The sequence below is a fragment of the Sphingobacterium populi genome (assembly GCF_001586775.1).
GTDB lineage: Bacteria > Bacteroidota > Bacteroidia > Sphingobacteriales > Sphingobacteriaceae > Sphingobacterium > Sphingobacterium populi.
The window spans coordinates 291,842-311,872 of sequence record NZ_LQXS01000001.1 but is presented as its reverse complement, the minus strand read 5'-3'; the positions used below and the strand labels follow the sequence as shown (position 1 = coordinate 311,872).

15 protein-coding genes are annotated in these 20,031 nt (G+C 41.8%); 5 read left to right on the top strand and 10 right to left on the bottom strand.

Annotated elements, in window-relative coordinates:
- Positions 1-65 precede the first annotated feature (65 nt).
- Both A0125_RS01205 and A0125_RS01200 read left to right on the top strand, forming a co-directional pair.
- Entirely contained in the window at positions 66-1,346 is a 1,281-nt protein-coding gene (locus A0125_RS01205; RefSeq protein WP_066750997.1) for a glycoside hydrolase family 2 TIM barrel-domain containing protein, read from the top strand.
- Positions 1,347-1,376: 30 nt separating this feature from the next.
- Positions 1,377-2,240, top strand: coding sequence for a glycoside hydrolase family 16 protein (locus A0125_RS01200; protein ID WP_082784837.1), 864 nt, complete (start codon positions 1,377-1,379; stop codon positions 2,238-2,240).
- 65 nt (positions 2,241-2,305) lie between these two features.
- On the opposite strand, the gene A0125_RS01195 is transcribed toward A0125_RS01200, so the two are convergent.
- From A0125_RS01195 to A0125_RS01180, 4 genes are all read right to left on the bottom strand, one after another.
- Positions 2,306-3,619, bottom strand: coding sequence for a hypothetical protein (locus tag A0125_RS01195; RefSeq protein ID WP_066750994.1), 1,314 nt, complete (start codon positions 3,617-3,619; stop codon positions 2,306-2,308).
- Between the two features lie 2 nt (positions 3,620-3,621).
- Positions 3,622-4,074, bottom strand: coding sequence for a hypothetical protein (locus tag A0125_RS01190; protein ID WP_231863073.1), 453 nt, complete (start codon positions 4,072-4,074; stop codon positions 3,622-3,624).
- Positions 4,075-4,150: 76 nt separating this feature from the next.
- Positions 4,151-4,612, bottom strand: a complete 462-nt coding sequence (locus A0125_RS01185) for a hypothetical protein (RefSeq protein WP_066750983.1) — start codon at positions 4,610-4,612, stop codon at positions 4,151-4,153.
- 82 nt (positions 4,613-4,694) lie between these two features.
- Positions 4,695-5,018, bottom strand: a complete 324-nt coding sequence (locus A0125_RS01180; RefSeq protein WP_066750981.1) for an import component protein — start codon at positions 5,016-5,018, stop codon at positions 4,695-4,697.
- Positions 5,019-5,271: 253 nt separating this feature from the next.
- Between A0125_RS01180 and A0125_RS01175 the strand changes: the two genes are divergently transcribed.
- From A0125_RS01175 to A0125_RS01165, 3 genes are all read left to right on the top strand, one after another.
- Entirely contained in the window at positions 5,272-7,104 is a 1,833-nt protein-coding gene (locus A0125_RS01175; RefSeq protein WP_066750979.1) for a helix-turn-helix transcriptional regulator, read from the top strand.
- 628 nt (positions 7,105-7,732) lie between these two features.
- On the top strand, positions 7,733-10,864 hold the full coding sequence (locus A0125_RS01170) for a SusC/RagA family TonB-linked outer membrane protein (protein WP_082784836.1): 3,132 nt from the start codon (positions 7,733-7,735) through the stop codon (positions 10,862-10,864).
- 34 nt (positions 10,865-10,898) lie between these two features.
- The gene (locus A0125_RS01165; RefSeq protein ID WP_066750977.1) at positions 10,899-12,746 is read left to right on the top strand and encodes a RagB/SusD family nutrient uptake outer membrane protein; all 1,848 of its coding nucleotides are present in this window, start codon (positions 10,899-10,901) and stop codon (positions 12,744-12,746) included.
- A 13-nt stretch (positions 12,747-12,759) separates the two neighbouring features.
- On the opposite strand, the gene A0125_RS01160 is transcribed toward A0125_RS01165, so the two are convergent.
- From A0125_RS01160 to A0125_RS01135, 6 genes are read right to left on the bottom strand one after another with little or no spacing between them, the layout of a single operon-like run.
- A complete protein-coding gene (locus tag A0125_RS01160) occupies positions 12,760-13,452 on the bottom strand; it encodes an ABC transporter ATP-binding protein (protein ID WP_066750825.1) in 693 nt (230 codons plus the stop codon).
- Positions 13,446-14,363, bottom strand: coding sequence for a hypothetical protein (locus A0125_RS01155; protein WP_156472372.1), 918 nt, complete (start codon positions 14,361-14,363; stop codon positions 13,446-13,448). The genes A0125_RS01160 and A0125_RS01155 overlap by 7 nt, the downstream gene beginning before the upstream one ends.
- Before the next feature lie 22 nt (positions 14,364-14,385).
- Complete coding sequence (locus tag A0125_RS01150; protein ID WP_231863072.1) at positions 14,386-15,351, bottom strand: FAD:protein FMN transferase; 966 nt, start codon at positions 15,349-15,351, stop codon at positions 14,386-14,388.
- A 29-nt stretch (positions 15,352-15,380) separates the two neighbouring features.
- Positions 15,381-17,597 (bottom strand): PepSY domain-containing protein, encoded by a 2,217-nt coding sequence (locus A0125_RS01145; protein WP_066750810.1) that lies wholly within the window; start codon positions 17,595-17,597, stop codon positions 15,381-15,383.
- A gap of 10 nt (positions 17,598-17,607) precedes the next feature.
- The gene (locus A0125_RS01140) at positions 17,608-18,093 is read right to left on the bottom strand and encodes a DUF2271 domain-containing protein (RefSeq protein ID WP_066750807.1); all 486 of its coding nucleotides are present in this window, start codon (positions 18,091-18,093) and stop codon (positions 17,608-17,610) included.
- Between the two features lie 4 nt (positions 18,094-18,097).
- A complete protein-coding gene (locus A0125_RS01135) occupies positions 18,098-19,615 on the bottom strand; it encodes an ankyrin repeat domain-containing protein (RefSeq protein ID WP_066750804.1) in 1,518 nt (505 codons plus the stop codon).
- Positions 19,616-20,031: the final 416 nt, after the last annotated feature.

The following is a 20,031-nucleotide window of genomic DNA, read 5'->3' as shown; positions in this document are numbered from 1 at the left end:
TTTTTACTTAGAACTTCTATCTACATAGCATCTGGCTATGTCATTATTTTTCAACCGTATTCGACATGAACATCCGTAAATTATTATCCATGCTGTGCCTGGGCATTTGTACAGCAAGCCAAGTAGGTTATGCCCAAACTCCTATTCCTGCCAAGATTGTAGCAAAAAATGGAAAATTTGAAATACATCGCGATGGACAACCCTACTTCATCTTAGGCGCTGGTGGTACCGGTAAGCTAGAATTATTAAAATCTACCGGTGGCAATTCCATCCGCACATGGAGTACGGATGGTGCTCAACGCATTCTCGACGAAGCTCAAAACCTCGGCCTGACCGTCACTATGGGCTTACGTGTCGGCACCGAACGACATGGTTTTGATTATAATGATCCAGCAGCCGTAAGCAAGCAATTGGAAAGACTCCGTGCAGAAATTAATACTTTTAAAAATCATCCTGCGCTATTAGCTTGGGGAATTGGCAACGAATTGAACTTGCACTACAGTAATGAAAAAGTCTGGGATGCCGTCCAAGAAATTGCTTCGATGATTCACGAAGAAGATCCAAATCACTTGGTCACTACCATGTTGGCCGGCGTAAATAAAAAAGAAATTGACTTGATTAAAGCAAAATGTCCGGCATTAGATCTTATCGCGGTGCAAACTTACGGCACGCTGGCATCCGTACCACAGCAATTGAAAGATGCAGGTTGGGACAAAGCTTATATGGTCACCGAATGGGGACCAACTGGGCATTGGGAAGGTTTGCAAACGCCTTGGAAAGCTTCTATCGAAGAAACAAGTAGTGGAAAAGCCGCGGTTTACAAAGCACGCTACGAAGCGTCCATTGCCAAAGATCCGCATTGTGTTGGATCTTACGTATTCTTGTGGGGACAGAAACAAGAACGCACACCAACGTGGTACGGCTTATTCACCGAAGATGGTGAGCAATCCGAAGTGATCGACGTGATGCAATATTTATGGACGGGCACCTGGCCAGCGAAACGCGCACCACATATCAGCTCATTTACTATAAACAAAATGAAAGCGGCTGATCACATCTATCTGAAACCAGGTGCTACATATCCAGTACAAGCAAAGGTAACCGATCCAGCCGGCCAACCACTGACCGCACGTTGGGAATTGTTGGCAGAAAGCACCGATTTGAAAGAAGGTGGCGACCGCGAAGATAGACCACATGCGATTGAAGGATTAGTACGCGAAAAATCTTTTGACAAAGCGGTACTAACAGCTCCGCAGAAAGAGGGCGCTTACCGTTTGTTTTACTATTCATCGGATGGGAATAATAAGGTCGCAACGGCAAACATTCCATTTTATGTCCAGAAATAAAGTCATAATTTAAGATTATACCGACTCGCTATGAAATTAATCCACATTTTATATACCACATCACTAGCCTGCATCGCTTTTGGAGCATGCCAATCGGTCACGAACCATCACGATGTCGCACCCAAAGGCAATACAGATAGTATTAAAAATTACGAATTCACCGCTCAACCAATTTGGGCCGACGAATTCGACAATCCGGGTTTGCCTGACTCCAGTAAATGGTCTTACGACGTGGGATCGCAACACAACGGTTGGGGCAATCAAGAGCTACAATATTATACAGAAGCTGATCCTAAAAATGTGGAAGTCACAGATGGTTATCTCCACATCCATGCGTTACCGGAACAAAAAGAAGGACTAGATTATACTTCTGCGCGTTTGGTGAGCAAGGGAAAAGGAGATTTTCTTTACGGCAGATTTGAAGTTCGTGCGAAAGTACCAGCTGGCAAAGGTACTTGGCCAGCGGTATGGATGTTGCCGACAGATTGGACCTACGGCGGTTGGCCAAATTCTGGAGAAATTGATATTCTGGAACATGTGGGTTATGATCCTGATGTCGTTCATATAAGTGTACACACGAAAGATTATCATCATTCTATCGGCACACAGAAAACCGCATTTCGTAAAATCGAAAATGCCCGCGAACAGTTTCATCTCTATCGCATCGACTGGACTCCGGATTACATCAAAGGATTTGTCGACGATCAAGAACTATTCTCTTTCGCGAATGAAGGCTCTGGCTTTAAGGCTTGGCCGTTCGACCAAAAATTCCATTGGCTCATCAATCTGGCTGTGGGTGGTTTTTGGGGCGGAGCCGAAGGTGTGGATCGCGACGCATTTCCGGCTACTTTCACTGTAGATTATGTACGGGTTTATGATTTGGTGAAAGAATAGTAAATCAACTAATCACACTGATAAAATAGCCACCCTAACAAGGTGGCTATTTTATTTTCTACGTATTATCTCGGAGAATAATAGTAGTCGTATTCTTCGGAAAGCGTCTTCTCACCTTCCACTATCTGATAAACCTTTACCTTCTTCACGACATATTTTTTACTGAGGTAGTTGTGGTCGTTTAGCATAAAATAATCCATTATCTTTTGCTCCTCAGCGTTGCCCAAGGTCACACTTTCATCAAACAAAAACTCGATACTTCTTGTATCTTTCCACGTATCACTTTCCGTATCTAACTCATAATGGTTTTCTTGGTAGATACTACCATAGTCGTCATATTTAACGCTACTTTGTGTTCCAAAAATGGTATCGCCACTATAGGATATATCTTGAACAAGATTGAGGCGATCATGCTGGTCATACAAGTTCATCTGTTCATATCGCATTTCAAGTTGCTTACTATCATCATCTAATTCCAAGAACATGATATCTTGCACCTGATCTTTCTCGTTGAGTAATACGTGCACTTGCGAGCTCAATACCCAATCCTGATCTGTTGAAGACCATTGGTACGTATTACTAAACGTCTTCTTTTCTGTTGGTACTTTGATTTCCGCAAATCTACTTTCTGGAATCCAGCTTCCATCCTGCTGAGCTTTGTACGAAGTATAATTACCCGTATTTTGCTGATCAGCATCCAGTTCATACTGTATCTTTGCTTGATTTTGCCATTGATTATCTTTCCATACATAGGTTTCATAACCAGTAAGCACGGTATCTTTCACATAAAAATTCTTCGTTCGGCTTACTGGAGCCCAATCGTGGATGGAATCCTTCCAAATCATTGTTTCATAGTCAAGATTTTTTTCGAATTCATTGAGTACAGTTATACTCTTATTTGTTGGGACTAAAGTTTCATCCTGAAACCTGTAATCAATTTCAACGACGCTATCATTGGAAACTATTCGAGTGTATTGTTGTTCAGCCAGCCAATTATGATCAGCTTTTTGATAAGAAACTAATTTGCTTAACTCCTGCTTTCCATCATATTCCCACTCGGACTTTGATTCTGCTTCCCACCGCTCGGTATCCCTATTCCATAATTCAAAAATAGTTTGAACATCGTTGCCATATACGTCATAATGAAGCTGCGCTTTCTCTCGATATGTTATGTCAGAAAATTGGCTATTTCGCTCCAATCGAACAATCTCAGCTAATCTTTTCTCGGCATCATTTTTTTGAATCGAGACGAGCTGTCCACTATTGCTAGTACGAATCACCGAATCTAATTGATATTGCTGGGCATTTGCCCGATGTACAGTAGATGCTAAGATCAGCAAAAGATAGATTCGAGTTATGGCAATAATAATATTTTTCATGATTAACTATTAAATCTAAAGCCTCCTTGTTTCACGGAAATGTTATTTGTAGATTGATCTATCATTTGCTCTATTTTACGCAGAATTTCATTTTCAAAGCCGCTCAGTGCTGCATTTCCTTTTCTATTGGGAAAATACTCGCTAATGATATAGCTTTTTACAAATTGTTTCTTTCTTTCTCCCATACTATAATGCCAGCTACCCATCTCCGTATTCCGAAAAATGACCACCTGGTCTAGGATCAAAATTCTCTTTTTTTGGTACCACAGATTGCTATAGTAGACTGCATTATTCGCTGTGTCGAAAGTATATTTTAATGGGCTATAGACCAGTAGTAATTTCGCAAAGTACCACACCAAAATAAGCGATAACGTAATACTTAATATTAAAAGCAGGTAATTTTCACGCCCCAAAAAATAAGCAGAAAGTCCAACAAACAACACAATAGCAAACATAAACCATCCCAACTTACTCTTGCTGGTATGAAATGGTTTGAAGGAAAATTCGGCAGCTGTTTCCTCAATTTGATATTTAGCTCTTAGTGGAGTCATTATCCAGAATATCTTCGATTTCGTTTATGATACTTTGCATGGCCGAAGTAGTGAATCCTTGGGCGACCAAGATCGATTGTTCTTTGCCGTTTTTGTCGAGATAATACACATTCAGCATTGTATTGGTTTTGACCAGATTATTAGACACCGTGTACAATTCAAAATTGCGTATGCTATCAATCGCGATCACGGCCTCAGGTTTTGCCAATCCAACTTTTGCCTGTATCTCTCTGTTATTCATATCAATAAAGAACTTCTTTTGGCTAATAGCCAAGATCGATAGCACACCAAAAATGGCCATCATCCAGGTCAATACAAGAATATCCAACCAATATCCTAAAAATGCCACCGCAAACAAACCAACAACAAGCAAAAGGTTGGATCCATACTGCGGTTTCATATTGTATGTATTTCCCTCTTTTATAAAATGTTTTAAATTCATAGGTAGTAAGTTTCAAACAATAACTAATAGTAGACCATCTGAGAGCGATCGAATAAAATAGTCGCTGTAAATCGGATACAATCTATCCGATAAAAACGAATTTGCTTTCAAACATTTTTCCGATAATCGGCAATGGTTTTTCTACTTCATTGCTCGCATTGATGATGCCGATAATGATCAAAAGCCATACTGCGAGACCGATGTATCCTAAAAAAGATAATGCAGGAATGATAAAGACAACAATGCTAAGAATCAGGTTAAAAACTAAGGAGACAATAAAAAGACCGAGCCCCTGTCTTAAGTGATATTTTAATAAGCTATCCGCGTTGTCTTTTCCCTTGAAATAAGCAATTAGCCATCCGATAAGTGTGATGTAGGATACGATTGATAGTGTTTTGTTGTTCATGATTATGTGATTTTAAAATATGTAAATGACCTATTGTGCTATCAGAAATCGGCTAGTAATAATATTGCACTTGCCGTCTTATCTCGTTGTATCAAATGTCAAAACAAAAGAATTTGAATCCTATTATCGAGCGACTACAAAATGTCTACAGCAATTTTATCACACTATATATCAGCGTATTACGCTTTATCCATAAGTCGCATTTTATTACTAAAAACTCATTTCATGATTTCATAATTTGTAATATTGTACGATGAGATTGTTATTATACATAGCTACTTTTATATCCTTACCGATTCAGACGCTAGCCCAAAATATTTATATAGATAGCTTGCGCCACTGCTTGACAAATCCAAGTATAGAAACGACTGAAAAGATCAATATCTATCAGGTACTAACCGAGCGTTTCAGAACTGAACTGAAATATGATCAGGCTACCGCCGAAAATCAAAAATTAATCTCGTTGGCAAAATCGCAGCACGACGATCTAAATCTTACCAAAGCGTATGTATACCAAGGTGTGATTTACAATAACCAACAGAAGTATGATAAAGATAGAATGTACTTGGACTCTGCGCGTGTTGTCGCTAAGAGATCGAAAAACCAAATAGCTAACGCCTATACGGATTATTTGGAAGCGATCATGCTCCATTCCTATCAGGATTATGAAGCTGCCATCAAATCCTTTCAACGAGCATTGTCAATCATTGAACATACTGATGAAGAATTTTTAAAAGCCAAAATTTATTATAACTTATATTCCATCTACACCAATTGGAATGATCTGGATAACACTTTTTTGTATGCGAATGAAGCCGTAAAATCTGCGCAAAAATCGGGAGATAAAAGCCTTTTAGCCAACTCCTACTCGGCCTTGGCTGTGGCGTACACCTACCGTTATGATGCGCATCGGAAGACAGAAGATTTAGACAAAATATTTGAAATCTGCGCCGAAGCAATTGCCTTGAATAACCAATACATTGGTCAGGTTTCCACGCGCACCTATGCTATTGCAAAATTGAACATAGCCAGCTACTATTTTAAATATTATCCTGAAAAAAAAGCCCTGATCAAAGAACAAATCTTTGAAACGTTAGCGGCAGCAAAACTAACGCAGCGAAATCAAGTGATAATAGCAAGTTGCTATGGCATGCTCAGTGAATTAGCGCAAATGGAACAAAAAGATGCGCTCGTGGAGAATTACCTACAGATGGCCTATACCACGCTTTTGACCGAAAACCCGATCTATCTTCATACGATGATCCGAATATGCGAAGCACTGGCGACATGGTATGACAAAAATGATCTGTACGAAAAATCATTTCATTTCCAAAAGCTAACAACCGACTATACACGCGATCTCTTTAATGAAGAACAGGCTGCTACGGCCAAAAGGCTGGAAGCACAATATCAATTTGACAAGAAAGAACAAGAAGTAATCGTATTGAAAGAACGTGCCGAAAATCACCGCAAACAACAATTGCTCGCGATAGGCTTAGGGATTTTGGGACTTTTCGGTTCGTTTTTTATGTTTCGTTCGTACCATTTTCGTTTACGGTATTCATTAGAAAGGGAAAAGCAATTAGCGACGGAGAAAAACGAGGTTGAGCTACAAGTGAAATTGGAGATAGAAGAGAAATCTAGATTAAAAGCGGAACAAAAAATACTGACTTTGCAGCAAGAAAAATTGCAAAATGAAGTAATGGCCAACCACTTATACATTCAGCGTAAAAACGAAGTCTTTCAGCAGCTCAAAGAAAAAATTGAAAAGGATAAGCCGATGAATATCCAACAAATCCTACGCAACGAAACTCTTTTGGATAACGATTTTGAAAAAGCCAAATTTCAGATTCAGGAAATACATCCCAATTTTTTCACCATGCTCAGTGAAAAAGCACAGCAAAAACTAACACCTCTTGATCTAAAATACTGCGCCTATTTATACCTGGGCATGGATACTAAACAAATCGCCAACCTCCTTAACGTAGAACCGAAAAGTGTACGAATGACCAAGTATCGTTTAAAACAGAAATTTGGCCTAGACACGGAAACAGATTTAATGCACCACCTACGACCTACAGTATAAAATGTAATAAACCACTGTATTTCGATCGGCATGTATCTGCATTTTTTAATCGATCTATGCTGCGATGCGTAGCCTAATCCTGAGTATAGTTGTCATAATTATTGCTAGTTTTCATAGCAGGTCATTCTATCTGAACCCGATGCGCGAACACCATTTTAACCGTTAATTCCTACAAATTGTTAAAAAGTGTAAAAAATACACATTCTGTATTTTTTGGCATGAGTATTGAAAGTTAACAAGTATTCATAATTTAGGTTAATAATTGGTTAGTTAGTGAAACACCTGAAGTTCCCCGCTTCAGGTGTTTCTTTTTTACGGACCTCGTAGAGGGCTCAATAGGCTGACGACAAACATATAAAACATCTCCACCAGTCATCGTCAGAGTAGTGGTACTGACAGGATAGCGCAGTATCTGCCACCAAGCGGATTCCCTTCGTACGAGAATGAGACTATTTAGCAATATTTTGATACGATATGGCAATCCTTGCCTTATTCGAATTACTACTTTTGATCCATACCTCATAAGAACCTGACGATCTAGGGGTAAATCCAAGTGTTGAATCAATAAAAGCTTTTCGGCAATTGGTCAGTCACACTAACTGAATTATAAACATAAAATGCTACTTCTATGATGATGTTATCTGGGCGACACCCTTACTGGGCGTCTGTCATCTACAAACTGCTGCTCCTATTTATTTTCTTTTCTATCCTGCCCCATTCAGTAAAGGCTCAAACTTCCATCCACGTGCGTGGTACCGTGCGAGAAGCAGAAACCAATAATCCTTTAGAAAATATAACCGTAGAGATCAAAGGTACTAATATCGGTACCAGCACCGATAGCGAAGGGAGGTACAGCTTGGAAGATGTGGATCCTGATGCTATTTTAGTTTTCTCCTTAATTGGCTATCCAAATGTAGAACGCAGCGTACAAGGCCAAACCACCATCGATATCACCATGGGCGCGGTCGCCGCAGATTTGGACGAAGTAGTCGTTGTCGGTTATGGCACAATGCGAAAGCGCGATGTGACCGGTGCAGTTTCATCACTAAATGCCAAAAAAATTGAGAACGAAGCACCTACACAATTAACCGATGCACTACGGGGCAATGTCGCCGGTTTGAATGTTGGTTTTAGCGCGCGAGCTAAAGGTGGCGGTTCGCTACAAATCCGTGGAAGAACATCATTAAATGCTGGAACCAGTCCGCTTATCGTATTAGATGGTGCAATCTATTATGGCGCCTGGGAAGATATAAATCCGGCAGATATAGAAACGGTAGATGTATTGAAAGATGCAAGTGCCGCCGCCGTTTTCGGCGCAAAATCAGCGTCTGGTGTCATATTAGTGACGACCAAAAAAGGAACTGAAGGCAAACCTTTAATCAATTATAATACAACTATAGGCTTGGCGACGATGGCGATTAATCAGCCCGTACATCAAGGACAAGATTTTGTCAACTGGCGATCAGACGTTTTTAAAGGTATCAATGAAAATGCACAACCATTTCAGTTCGACGATCCACGTAACCTACCGAGTGACGTTAGCATAGATACTTGGTTGGGTTACGATCAGTCTTCGGGAGATCCGGTACGGGTATGGCTACGCCGTCTCAATCTCCAACCAAATGAGGTAGATAATTATATGAATGGCAATGTGACGGACTGGTATAGTCAAGTATTTCAGCGAGGATTGAGACAAGATCACAATTTGAGTGTGTCAGGAAAAAATAAAGATATTTCCTATTATGTAGGCGCAGGATATTTGGATAATGAAGGTATCATCGTAGGCGATCGTTTTAAAACGTTGCGGACTAGAGCTAATCTAGAAGCCAATGTTACGAGTTTTTTGTCTTTAGGTATGAATCTACAAGCAGTTTCCAGAGACGATAGCGCCATCCCACATGCTTGGGGTGAAATCACCGCACTGTCACCTTATGGAGATCAATTCGACGCAAATGGCAATCTGACTTGGCGCCCCAACAATGAGGTTTCTGGTGGTGTGAATCCTGGTTACGATGCTTTTCATACCGATCGGATTGATCGTACCAATTCCCTGAACAGTACGATTTTCGCCAAGTTGAAATTACCGCTTGGCTTCACCTTTACAACCAACTTCACACCACGTCTAGAGCTGTACGAAAGGTACAATCACCAACGATCTTCGCACGAAAGCTGGGCGACCTTTGGAGGTAGAGCGAGCCGCCAACAACGCATGACTTATTTTTGGCAGGTCGATAATATATTGAACTGGAACAAAGAATTTGCTGGGATTCACCGATTTGACGTCACTTTACTTGCCAACGCGGAAAAACTGCAGCGCTGGGATAATAATATGTCTAACGATAACTTTGATCCTAACGATGATCTTGGCTTTCACGGAATCGGAAATGGTATTAACCCGATTATCGGAAGTTATGACAGTTATAGCACGGGCGATGCTTTGATGGCGCGTATGGTCTACACATTAAAGGATCGCTATACGATCACAGGAACATTTCGGCGAGATGGTTATTCTGCATTTGGGCAGCGACATCCACGAGCAAATTTTGGTTCTATCGCTGGCGCGTGGACATTTTCTGAAGAATCGTTCTTCGATCTTGATTGGTTTAATTATGGTAAGCTTCGCGCATCTTGGGGCAGCAATGGCAATCGAGACGTAGGAGCAGGTCGCGATATGTATGTCGCTTTGGCCGATCTTACTACAGGCAAATATTTGTACGTACAACCCGATGGCACGGTGATTCAGGCCAACCAGCTTTGGGTAAATCGTATGCAAAACCCGAACTTTCGTTGGGAACGGAATACTTCGTACAACTTTGGTTTGGACTTCGCTTTGTTCAACGATCGTTTGTCTGGTAATTTAGAGTATTATCAAATGAATTCTACCGACTTGTTAGTATTACGAAGTTTGCCTAATGTAATTGGTTTTGACAATGTGATGGACAATCTCGGCGAGGTGCGCAATCGCGGCTTTGAAGTGACATTAAACTCATTAAATATCTCTAAAGAAAACTTTAGCTGGCGCTCTACAGCGCTATTTCAGCTCAACCGCAACGCCATTAAGCATATTTATCGTGACTACGGTCCTGATGGCCGCGAACTAGATGATGTCCAAAACCGTTGGTTTATCGGGCAGCCGATTGATGCGATCTGGGATTGGAAAGCATTAGGAGTATATCAGTTAGGCCAAGAAGAAGAAGCAGCGCGATATGGCTTACAACCAGGAGATTACCAATTAGAAGATGTAAACGATGACGGCAGATTTAGTAACGCTGATCGACAGTTTTTAGGATTTAGCGAACCCCGATATCGGTTGTCGTTACGCAATGAGTTTCAATTTTTGAAGAATTTTTCTGCGTCAATTTCTATGTATGGCCTACTAGGACATCAATCGCCTTTCAATTCATTGAAAAGCCGCGACGGCTTTCCAGATCGCAGAAATAGTTATGCATTCCCATACTGGACGCCTGAAAATCCCTCCAACGAGTGGGCAAGAATTAACTCTAACGAAGGTAGTGCTACCGGTTTCAATGTATATCGCAAGCGCTCATTTGTACGTATAGATAATATTTCTTTGGCATACCAAGTCGATGCTGAAAAACTTGAACGCTACCGTTTGCGTGGGCTGCGCGTATTCGCAAATGTACGAAATGCAGCAATGTGGGCTCCCGAGTGGTCTTTCTGGGATCCAGAATGGGATCCAGATAATGGCCCTGGCCCGACTCCGAGATTTTATACCATCGGTTTAGATATTACTTTATAATGGAAAACATCTCTTTTAAAAGTTCAAGAATCTTATGAAAACATTTTCTAAACATACGCTCTTTTTTTGCATTCTATTGGGTACGGTGACCCAAGCATGCAAACGTTCTTTCTTAGAACCCAAACCCCTATCTATCTTTACACCAGACGAAACCTTTCAAAGCTCTGCCGCCTTGTGGGCTACACTCGTAGCTTGTGAGCGCAACGCACGTATAGAATTTATGGGCGATGGCGCCCCTATCGTGACCGAAATGATTTATTCTGATATCGCCGTATCAGGCAGTACAGACAAACCTGGTCCTGCGATAGATCTCAATCAAGCCATCACGCCGGATGGCAATCTTGACAATCTGGAATACGAAAATCGTATTGGTTGGTATTGGAGAGAAGGTTATCGTGGCATCCGTTATGCAAACACCGCCATACACTATATAGATGCACCGCAAGATTATGCCAATGAAGCCGAGAAAAACCATCTTTTGGGTGCAGCATATTTTCATCGCGCTATGCGCTATTATCGCTTAGTTCATCAATTTGGCGATGTACCTGCGGTGTTTTTTATGGCGACCGAACCAAAATTAGATTTTTATAGCACCAAGCGCGAAGTGATTCTCGAGCAACTCAAAGAAGATCTAGAATTTGCACAAGAATGGGTACCCGATAATGTGAACAAGGGTCAAGTCACCAAAGGTGCAGTGAGCCATTTGCTGACAAAAGTAAATCTAGCATTGGGTTATTTCGACGATGCCATTCAATCCGCCAACAACGTCATCAATGGTGGCACTTATAACTTGATGACTACTCGATTCGGATCTTCCGCAAACGAGACCAATCGTAATGTGATCTGGGATTTGCACCGGCCTGAAAACAAATCCTTGGCAAACAACCGTGAAGCTCTATTCTTAGTAATCGACAGAATTAACATCGATGGCAATCAAGATGGTGGCGTACAATCCATGCGAAATGCGCTTCCATTCTGGAGCAATGCTGGTATCGTCACACCAGCTGGTAATCGGGCTACATCAGATTTGCACAACATTGAACTGCCACAAGTACTGCAATATGGTCGAGGGATCGCACGCGTGCGACCAACATGGTATAGTCAGCACAGTTTGTGGACGGACGACACCGATTTGCGGCACGCACCAGGAAATTGGATGCGTATGGAAGATTTGGTGTACAACTCTCCCAACTTGAAAGGCAGCGATCCGAGCTACGGACAGCCTCTACAAAAACGCAATGCACAGGGCGGTTTACTGACTACCGATACCATCCGTTTCTGGTTTGATTGGCCACATTATAAGTTGTTTGTAGAAGATCCGCAGCGCGTACAACCCGCTGGTGGTAACTCCGATTGGTACGTTTTCCGCTTAGCAGAAACTTTGCTGCTCCGCGCTGAAGCTTACATCTGGAAAGGTGATCTGGCTAGTGCAACTGCTGATATCAATGCGGTGCGAACACGTGCCAACGCACAACCAATCACGGCTGCAGAAGTCAACATCGGTACTGTGCTTGACGAGCGCGCCCGAGAATTGTATTACGAAGAGCCCCGTAAAACAGAAATTACCCGTGTTGCATATATATTTGCCAAGACAGGTGCTACTTCTGAAGAAGGAAAAACCTATAGCTTGGCAAACTTCTCCGAAAACAATTATTTCTATGATCGCGTCATGGCCAAAAATGACTTTTACAACAAAGGAGTTCGTACCAATTTTGGTATCAATTATCGGATGAGTCCTTACCACGTATTGTGGCCTGTGCCCATCAGCGCCATCAATGGAAATCCGAAAGGAAATATTAACCAGAATATTGGTTATGTGGGCGCCGAAAGCAATATAGAACCGCTGGACTATGTCATCAGCCAGATCGATGAAGGTAGTTAGATGATAGCAAATATTAGCGAACCGTATGCGGAGGGAATAAGGCATCTAATTGGCTGTCTCGCAAATCCTGGGAAATATGTTGCTTCATCGAGGCAAAGTCCTTCCGCTCGCTAATCATATCAAATTTTCCTTCTTTCAGATACAAAATGGTATCACACGTCTCTTCCATCAAAGAAAAGATGTGTGATGCCATTAGTATCAACTTACCTTGGCTGCGCAAACGTTGGATAATATCAGTGACCATCAGGCAACTCTGGAAATCCAATCCATTGTACACCTCGTCAAAAATATAGATATGATTGTTTTGCAGCAGAGATCCTAAAAGCGCCAATTTCTTTTTCATACCGGTCGAATAGGTGTTAATGTATTGATCCAAAGGAATATCAAATACATGATATGCAGCATCTTCTTGCACCGACTTATTTCTAGCTTCGAGTAAGAGCGTGAGGTACTCTTTGCCTGTAATTTTGGGGAGAAAATAAGGCTCGGCAGGTACATAACCTATATGCTGTTTTGCCGCGTTTTCATTCCTTTGTATCCTGCCAGCAAAGTCCTCCAAACCAATCAAACAACGAAAAAGCGTGGTTTTGCCGGCTCCATTAGGCCCTACTATACCATAAACCTGTCCTTCAGTGAACTGGAAATTTAGATCATTCAAAACCGATTTTTTACCATAAAATTTCTGAAGGCCGATAAGATTTAACATAGGTATTTATGTAAATGCTGAATGGATTTTTTATAAAAATAGTAGTACAAATAGGGAATTAAGATGAACGTGAATACGGCAGAAATTGTATACAACATCGCTAAAAATCCCGGCGGACTGGGATAGCTACTGTATTTCATCAAAACACTTAGCCAAAGCAGAAGCATCGCGATACCGATCATCAAGCTGATAACAAGCACGTGGTCGGGATAAGCAATGAGTAATGCCAAAAGCATAGGTGCACACAGCAATAGGCATTGCGCTACGCCGCGCTTCACTTTGTGCAATAAAAAAGCTTGGGGTGATAAATTATAATTCCATACCAAGAGTTCGTCTTCTACTACATCGTAAGCCTGCAATGATAATAGTATCTGAAAGGATAGCAGCACAAAAGACAAGTTTTCATTACCTACATACAGTGCAATCCCTAATAGTACATGAAGCGCCAAAAGTGCTATCCACCATCGCCGGAAAAGAATTATAAATTCGAAAGGCTTTTGCGAAAAAGGTGTGGGCGTACGCGTTCTAGTGATGTTTAATGATGATAACTGATGGTGTAAAAGCGGAAGAATGAGTAGCCCGAGCACGGCAGCCCAAATAGAAAGATAAACTGCTATACACAGCAGAGGCATGGTTATGAGCAGATTTTCCAATAGCATAATCTTGGCGAAGCGCTCGGCGGGAAAAAGTTGTCTAATAAAATCAATACGATCCTTGTGATTCAAGCGCATAAGCAAGCTGTGTTGAACAACCAACAGCACCAGTGCGCCGAAAATCTGAGATTGCTTAGCGGCATAAAAAAGAACTCCGTAGCCAACAAACAATAAAATAATGCCGCCCGCAATGGGTAATCCGGCATCTTCGATCGATCGCTTTAGGCTCAGGAATTGTAATCGGTAATAAAATTTCATCAGGATGAAATTTGTAAAATAATTAATGCTTTCGACTTTTTGATACACGACCAGTGTCAGTCACAAAGATATAATTATAATCAGGAAACGCTTTCAACAATGCTTTTCCCTTTTTTTTGCCTAATACCATGATCGACGTACTCAGCGCATTGGCGATTTCGGCAGATGGCCCATAAATACTGACGCTAGTCAGTCCGGTAGACGGATATCCCGTCTTCGGGTTGATAATATGCGCATAGCGAACATCCGCGATTTCGGCATACTTTTCATAACTGCCCGATGTAGCAACGGCCTCTTCACTCAACTTCAAGATGCACATCATTTTATGTGCTCGAAATGGATGATTTAATCCTATCTTCCAATATCGCTCGTGAGGTGGTTTGCCCCAAGTAGCCAGATCGCCAGAGGCATTGACAATGCCGCCCTTCACGCCGAGTGTTTTCAACAACGCTCGGCCTTTATCAGCTGCATATCCTTTGCCAATAGATCCGAATCCGATCTTCATTCCCTTTTTACTCAGATAAATGCTGCACGCCGCGCTATCCAGTACAATATGTTGATATCCCACATGTGCTACGCTTCGCTTTACGACTTCTGCGCTAGGCAACTCGTCCATACTGCCGTCGAATCGCCAAATGTGGTCCAATCCTGCTACGCTTATATCGAAAGCACCAGCGGATTGCTCAGAATAGGTTATTGCTCGTTTGGTTAGATCGAATACTTCGCGATCGACCATCACGGGCCGAATACCTGCTTGCTGATTTACTCGCGAAATCTGCGTATGTGGTTGCCACTCTGAGATCAGATTTTCGATTCTACTTACTTCTGCAATTACCTGGTCGATATGCTTGTTGGCCTGTACAGAATCGCTATCTATCACGGTAATATCAAAGACTGATCCCATTAAAGTTGCTTGCCGCGCAACCATCACATCTTGTCCGAATAGCATACTGACTGATAGTGATAAGGCACTTACTACCAGCATCATCCGTCGAGTATGGATTTGCATTTTACCCATTAGTAACAATCGGTTAGTAGCTGTCCTTTATTGCGATAGTATGCTAGATCGGACATGCCAGCATCTTTCAATATCTTTTCCAGAATTACTTCCACATCGCGCTGCATCTGTAGTGCTCCACAAATCATGACTACGCCATCACTGTCCAATAAGTTTTTGAAAAAATGAGCATCGCGCTGGATAAGATCCAATACATACTGTTTGTTTGCCTCACGAGAATACGCTACATGATAAGCGGAAAGGTGCTTTCGCTCGATCTGCACATCTGCAAATTCAGCGTACCTCAAATTCGAAGCAGATTTGTAGCGAAATCCCGCATACAATTGTATAGGTCTTTTTTTCTTGTTTGCTTTTATCATCCCCAGAAATGGTGCGATACCTGTTCCATTGGCAATCATCGCTATGCGCTTCGCTTTCTTCGGAAGATGAAAGTTAGCATTGGTCAACAACCTCGCAGCTATGCGCTCACCGGCCTGTAATCGGTACAAAAAGCCAGAACCCAATCCATGGGGATGCCATTTTACGATGAGCTGTATGGTACTATCTATATAAGCAATCGAATAAAAGCGCTCCTTAGCATCATTCTGAGGATAAATGGCCAACAGATCACCCGACGTAATGCGGTTGCTTTTCTGCGGTTTCAGTACGACTACAAAAACAGGATCCTGATCGTTACTGATATCCGTTTTGGATATCACTACAAATTGCTGTAAGCGAGGCTGCTCTGCTGCGTACACACTCTGCGCAGCCGCTAAGGTTTTCATTGTTGCTCTACTCCATTCCTGTGCCCATGTGGCTACATCCGCTGTCGATTTGTCGTTTACACTGTGCAAAGGCAAAGTGCGCGTGGCCCAGCTCTGTGCAGCAAGCCACTCATCTACTTGTTGAGCATACGCACAAAAGTCAGGATAAGTACTCGATCCAAATCCCAACACAGAAAAACCAATTGGTTGTTTTTGTGGATGATCAGCTAGCCGCTGTTCGAATTTCTTCGCGTTGCTTGGCGCTTCGCCCAAACCGTATGTGCAGGTCAAAATCACAAGTTGACGCGCTTGAGGATAAACTTTGTATTGATCCATGTTGCAAAGAAAAACCCGTTCGCCTTGGTCCAATAGCTGCTTGAGTATTCGATTGGCTATGGCCAAAGTACTACCGTTCTCCGATCCATACAAGAGAACAATCTCGGCATTATCAGCGCGATATTTATTTTTGATTTTTGTACCAATTCGACGAATAGTGATTACGAATCCAGAATAAATAAAGAACAGAATATTGGCCGCTCCCAATCCTAGTACCACAGCCCAGATCCTATTGGTCTGGCCTGTATGTAGATCGAGATTCAGCTTTTCCCAAACCGCAGCATAGGCATATTTGGTTTCGGAAACCACCTGACCGCTCATTTGATGTATTGTGAGTTGGCGATCGGCTAACGTAAGTATAAAATATTCTTCTGGATCATCTTCCAGAAATGGAAATTCAAGACGTTCGACTTCGTCGAGCATGATGTCTTGAAAGATCGAGAAATCGGAGACAAGTTGTACGCGCTCCTCGTTATCCTCTTCCGCAAGCGACTCTACATCGTACACTAGCTGTTCCTCTGCTTTACTTAAGATGCCCATGCGTGCCAAAAAAAGATAAGTACCGGTAAGTGCAATCATCAAAACTGGAATGAGCATCAATCTGCCAGTAAGTATATGAAAGTATTGGGCAGAGAAATCGCGTTGTACTTTTGCAAAAAAATGACGCCATCCTTGTTGCCGCTTTACAATAAGAAGAATTCCGGTAAGGGTTATCAGCAGCAGCAAGAAAGAAACCATGCCTACTATATAGCGCCCTGTCTCGTGTAAAAACAAAGAACGATGTAAAGTAGTAACCCACTGTATAAAATCACTTTTCTGTGCAACCGGACCAAGAAATGCTCCACTGCTCGGATCTATATATCCTTTAACGGCTTCACTTTCCGCATCAAGCGCATCGATGTATACTCTGGATTGCCTATCAACAGATAGTTCGATAACTTCTGGATAGTGCTTTTTTACGGTCTGAATCGTATGCGCGATCGAGATCGTATCTAAATTACTCGTTTTATAGGAGTTCGTATTTTCATCTACGGCATCATAGGCCAAAATGACACCTGTAAATGACAAGATGAACAAGAAAAGGGAAGATATCAACGCTAACAGAAGATGCGCATATCTCCATATCGATAATGTCATCTATCTTTACCTATTGGGCTTTTGTCAACTTTACAAATCGAATGTATCCTTTACCATTTGTCCGCGTGGTGATGCCGTCTGTAGTTAGTAAGACCTCGGCATCGGTAGTATGGTATTTTTGTTCTTCCACCGCAGATTCGAAACGCAGCTTATAACCTTTATTTAATTTATCTTGATCAATTTCCAAAACTTTCACGGCACGATCGCCACCTCCTATTGAAGCACCCGTTACGGCATGTAGTTTTTCTTTTGATTTATTCTGAAATTTGTACCATTCTTTCAGCGTATTATACCACTGTTTGTCTGGCCCTAATACCGATAAGGTTTTGTCATATCCACCCTGTGGGTTTATCAAAGAAATGATCACATAGGCTTCTTCGCCTTCATAAGCATTCATTTGAATCATGCACTTATATTTGCTAGACTGCGCCGCTGCGCTCGAAGATAAACCAAACGCAAGCGTCACAGCAAGTACTAATTTTATTATTGTATTCATCCTCTTATTTTAAGAAATCGATAGAAATTTGGTTGTTCTTTAAAAAGTCATTTTCCTGCGCTAGGTCGAAGGCTGTCTCATCAAACTCGGTTTTCAACGACTTATCGGCGCCCAATGCTACCAATGCTTTTAGCATTTTATCGTCTTTGGCGACTAAGGCGGCTTTGTGCAATGCGGTTACGCCTTCATTATCCTGGGCGTTAATATTAGCGCCCAATTGATTCGCTTGCTGTACCAAGGCAAGGTTTTCTTTGGCTACGGCTAGGTGATAAAGAGAACTTCCATCCGCTTGCGGTGCAGCTACATCTACGCCATTGCTCTTCAGCAAAACTAGTTTTTCTTCGAATGGAGTGGCTCCAAGTGCTGGTGCACCTTCGCGATTAGCGCCTCGATCTGCGCCACCACGATAGGAATTAAACCAATAATATGCAAGGTTGCGACCATCTTTATCCAATACATTTGCGTCTGCTCCTTTTGCCAATAGGAGTTTCACAATCTCGGCAGATCCGTTGCTTACCGCTACGGTCAATGCAGATTCTCCTTTTTCATTCGTGGTATTTACGTCACTACCAGCTTGCAAAAGCGTTTGTACCGTTGCTAGATTTTGACTGCCAGAGGCCAGCATGAGTGCAGTAGTGCCATCATTATTTGCTTTATTTACAGGCACATTTTTGCTTAAAAAGTACTGGATAATATCCATATTGCCACCTCGCACTACGCCATGAAGTATTGTACCACCATCATGACTAATCGCTTGCGGATTCAATCCTTTTTGCTCGACTAAATATTGATAAGTAGCTAAGCCGTTAGATTCGCCTCGGCGAAAACCTTGACTTGCAAAAAACAACGCATGATCCGTAAGGACTGATCCGCGCTGAATGAGTTGGTCGATCAATTCAGACTTGCCTGACTTAGCGGCATAATCTGCAACAGTACGTCCGTGTGCGTCTTTGTCTTCGATCGAAAGCCCTTTTGATTCAAAGTAGTTTACCAGATCAAGATTTTGATCACTCGGCGCAGCCAACATCATTAATGTGGCGCCATCGGCGTAAGTTTTCTTCGGGTCAACGCCTTTTGCAAAGAGAGCATCGTATATGGCTGTATTGCGATTGCCTCCTGCTGCTGCATATGCAGTAATCGGTACTCCATAACTATCAGCATAGTGTACATCGGCACCTTTATTCAATAAATAGTCCACCACTTCTTTATTACCATTTGCTGCAGCCCAGTGCAAGTAATGGCGACTATGGTGTGTTTTTTTATCAATAGGATTTCCATCTTGCTCCAATAGATAGAAAATGATATCGTTAGATGCGCCGCTATTGATGGCCATAGTCGTGACGTCAAAAGATGCTGCATTAGATTCCGAAGGGCTATTTCCGGCTTCTGCGGTACTTTTAACCTGAGAAAGATCAGGATTCTTTCCCCAAAAATCACGGCTCAAAAAAACGTTTTGACTCTGAGCAGATGCCACACCACTTGTAAGTCCGAATAGTAGTAAGGCTAATTGATACGTCTTCATATGGTACTTGTTTTTATTTATTATAATTCTAAATTAAACCCAAACATAAGCAAAATTCATAAATAAACACGGTATGATTTCTAAATAATTACAGATTAACTTATCAACTTTCGATATGAAGAGCAGGATATAAATAGTATAAGATAGCCGTCGGACGAGTTTAAGCCAACAGTAGGAAAAGGATACTTAAAAGATTGTATGGAAGTTGTGTTTTTTAGAGGCGCTTAAAGAACATTTTTTATGCACTGCACTAATTGGGGTATTCCAAAGATGAAAATCCCCTCCTACGCGAACCTGAATAACGTGACAGTATTTGTCGTGCATCTGTAGTCGATCCTCATGATAAAAATAGAACCATTTGCTCTAATTTTATTTATCGATTCGCCGACGACTTTGCAAACTTAAGAATATCTAAA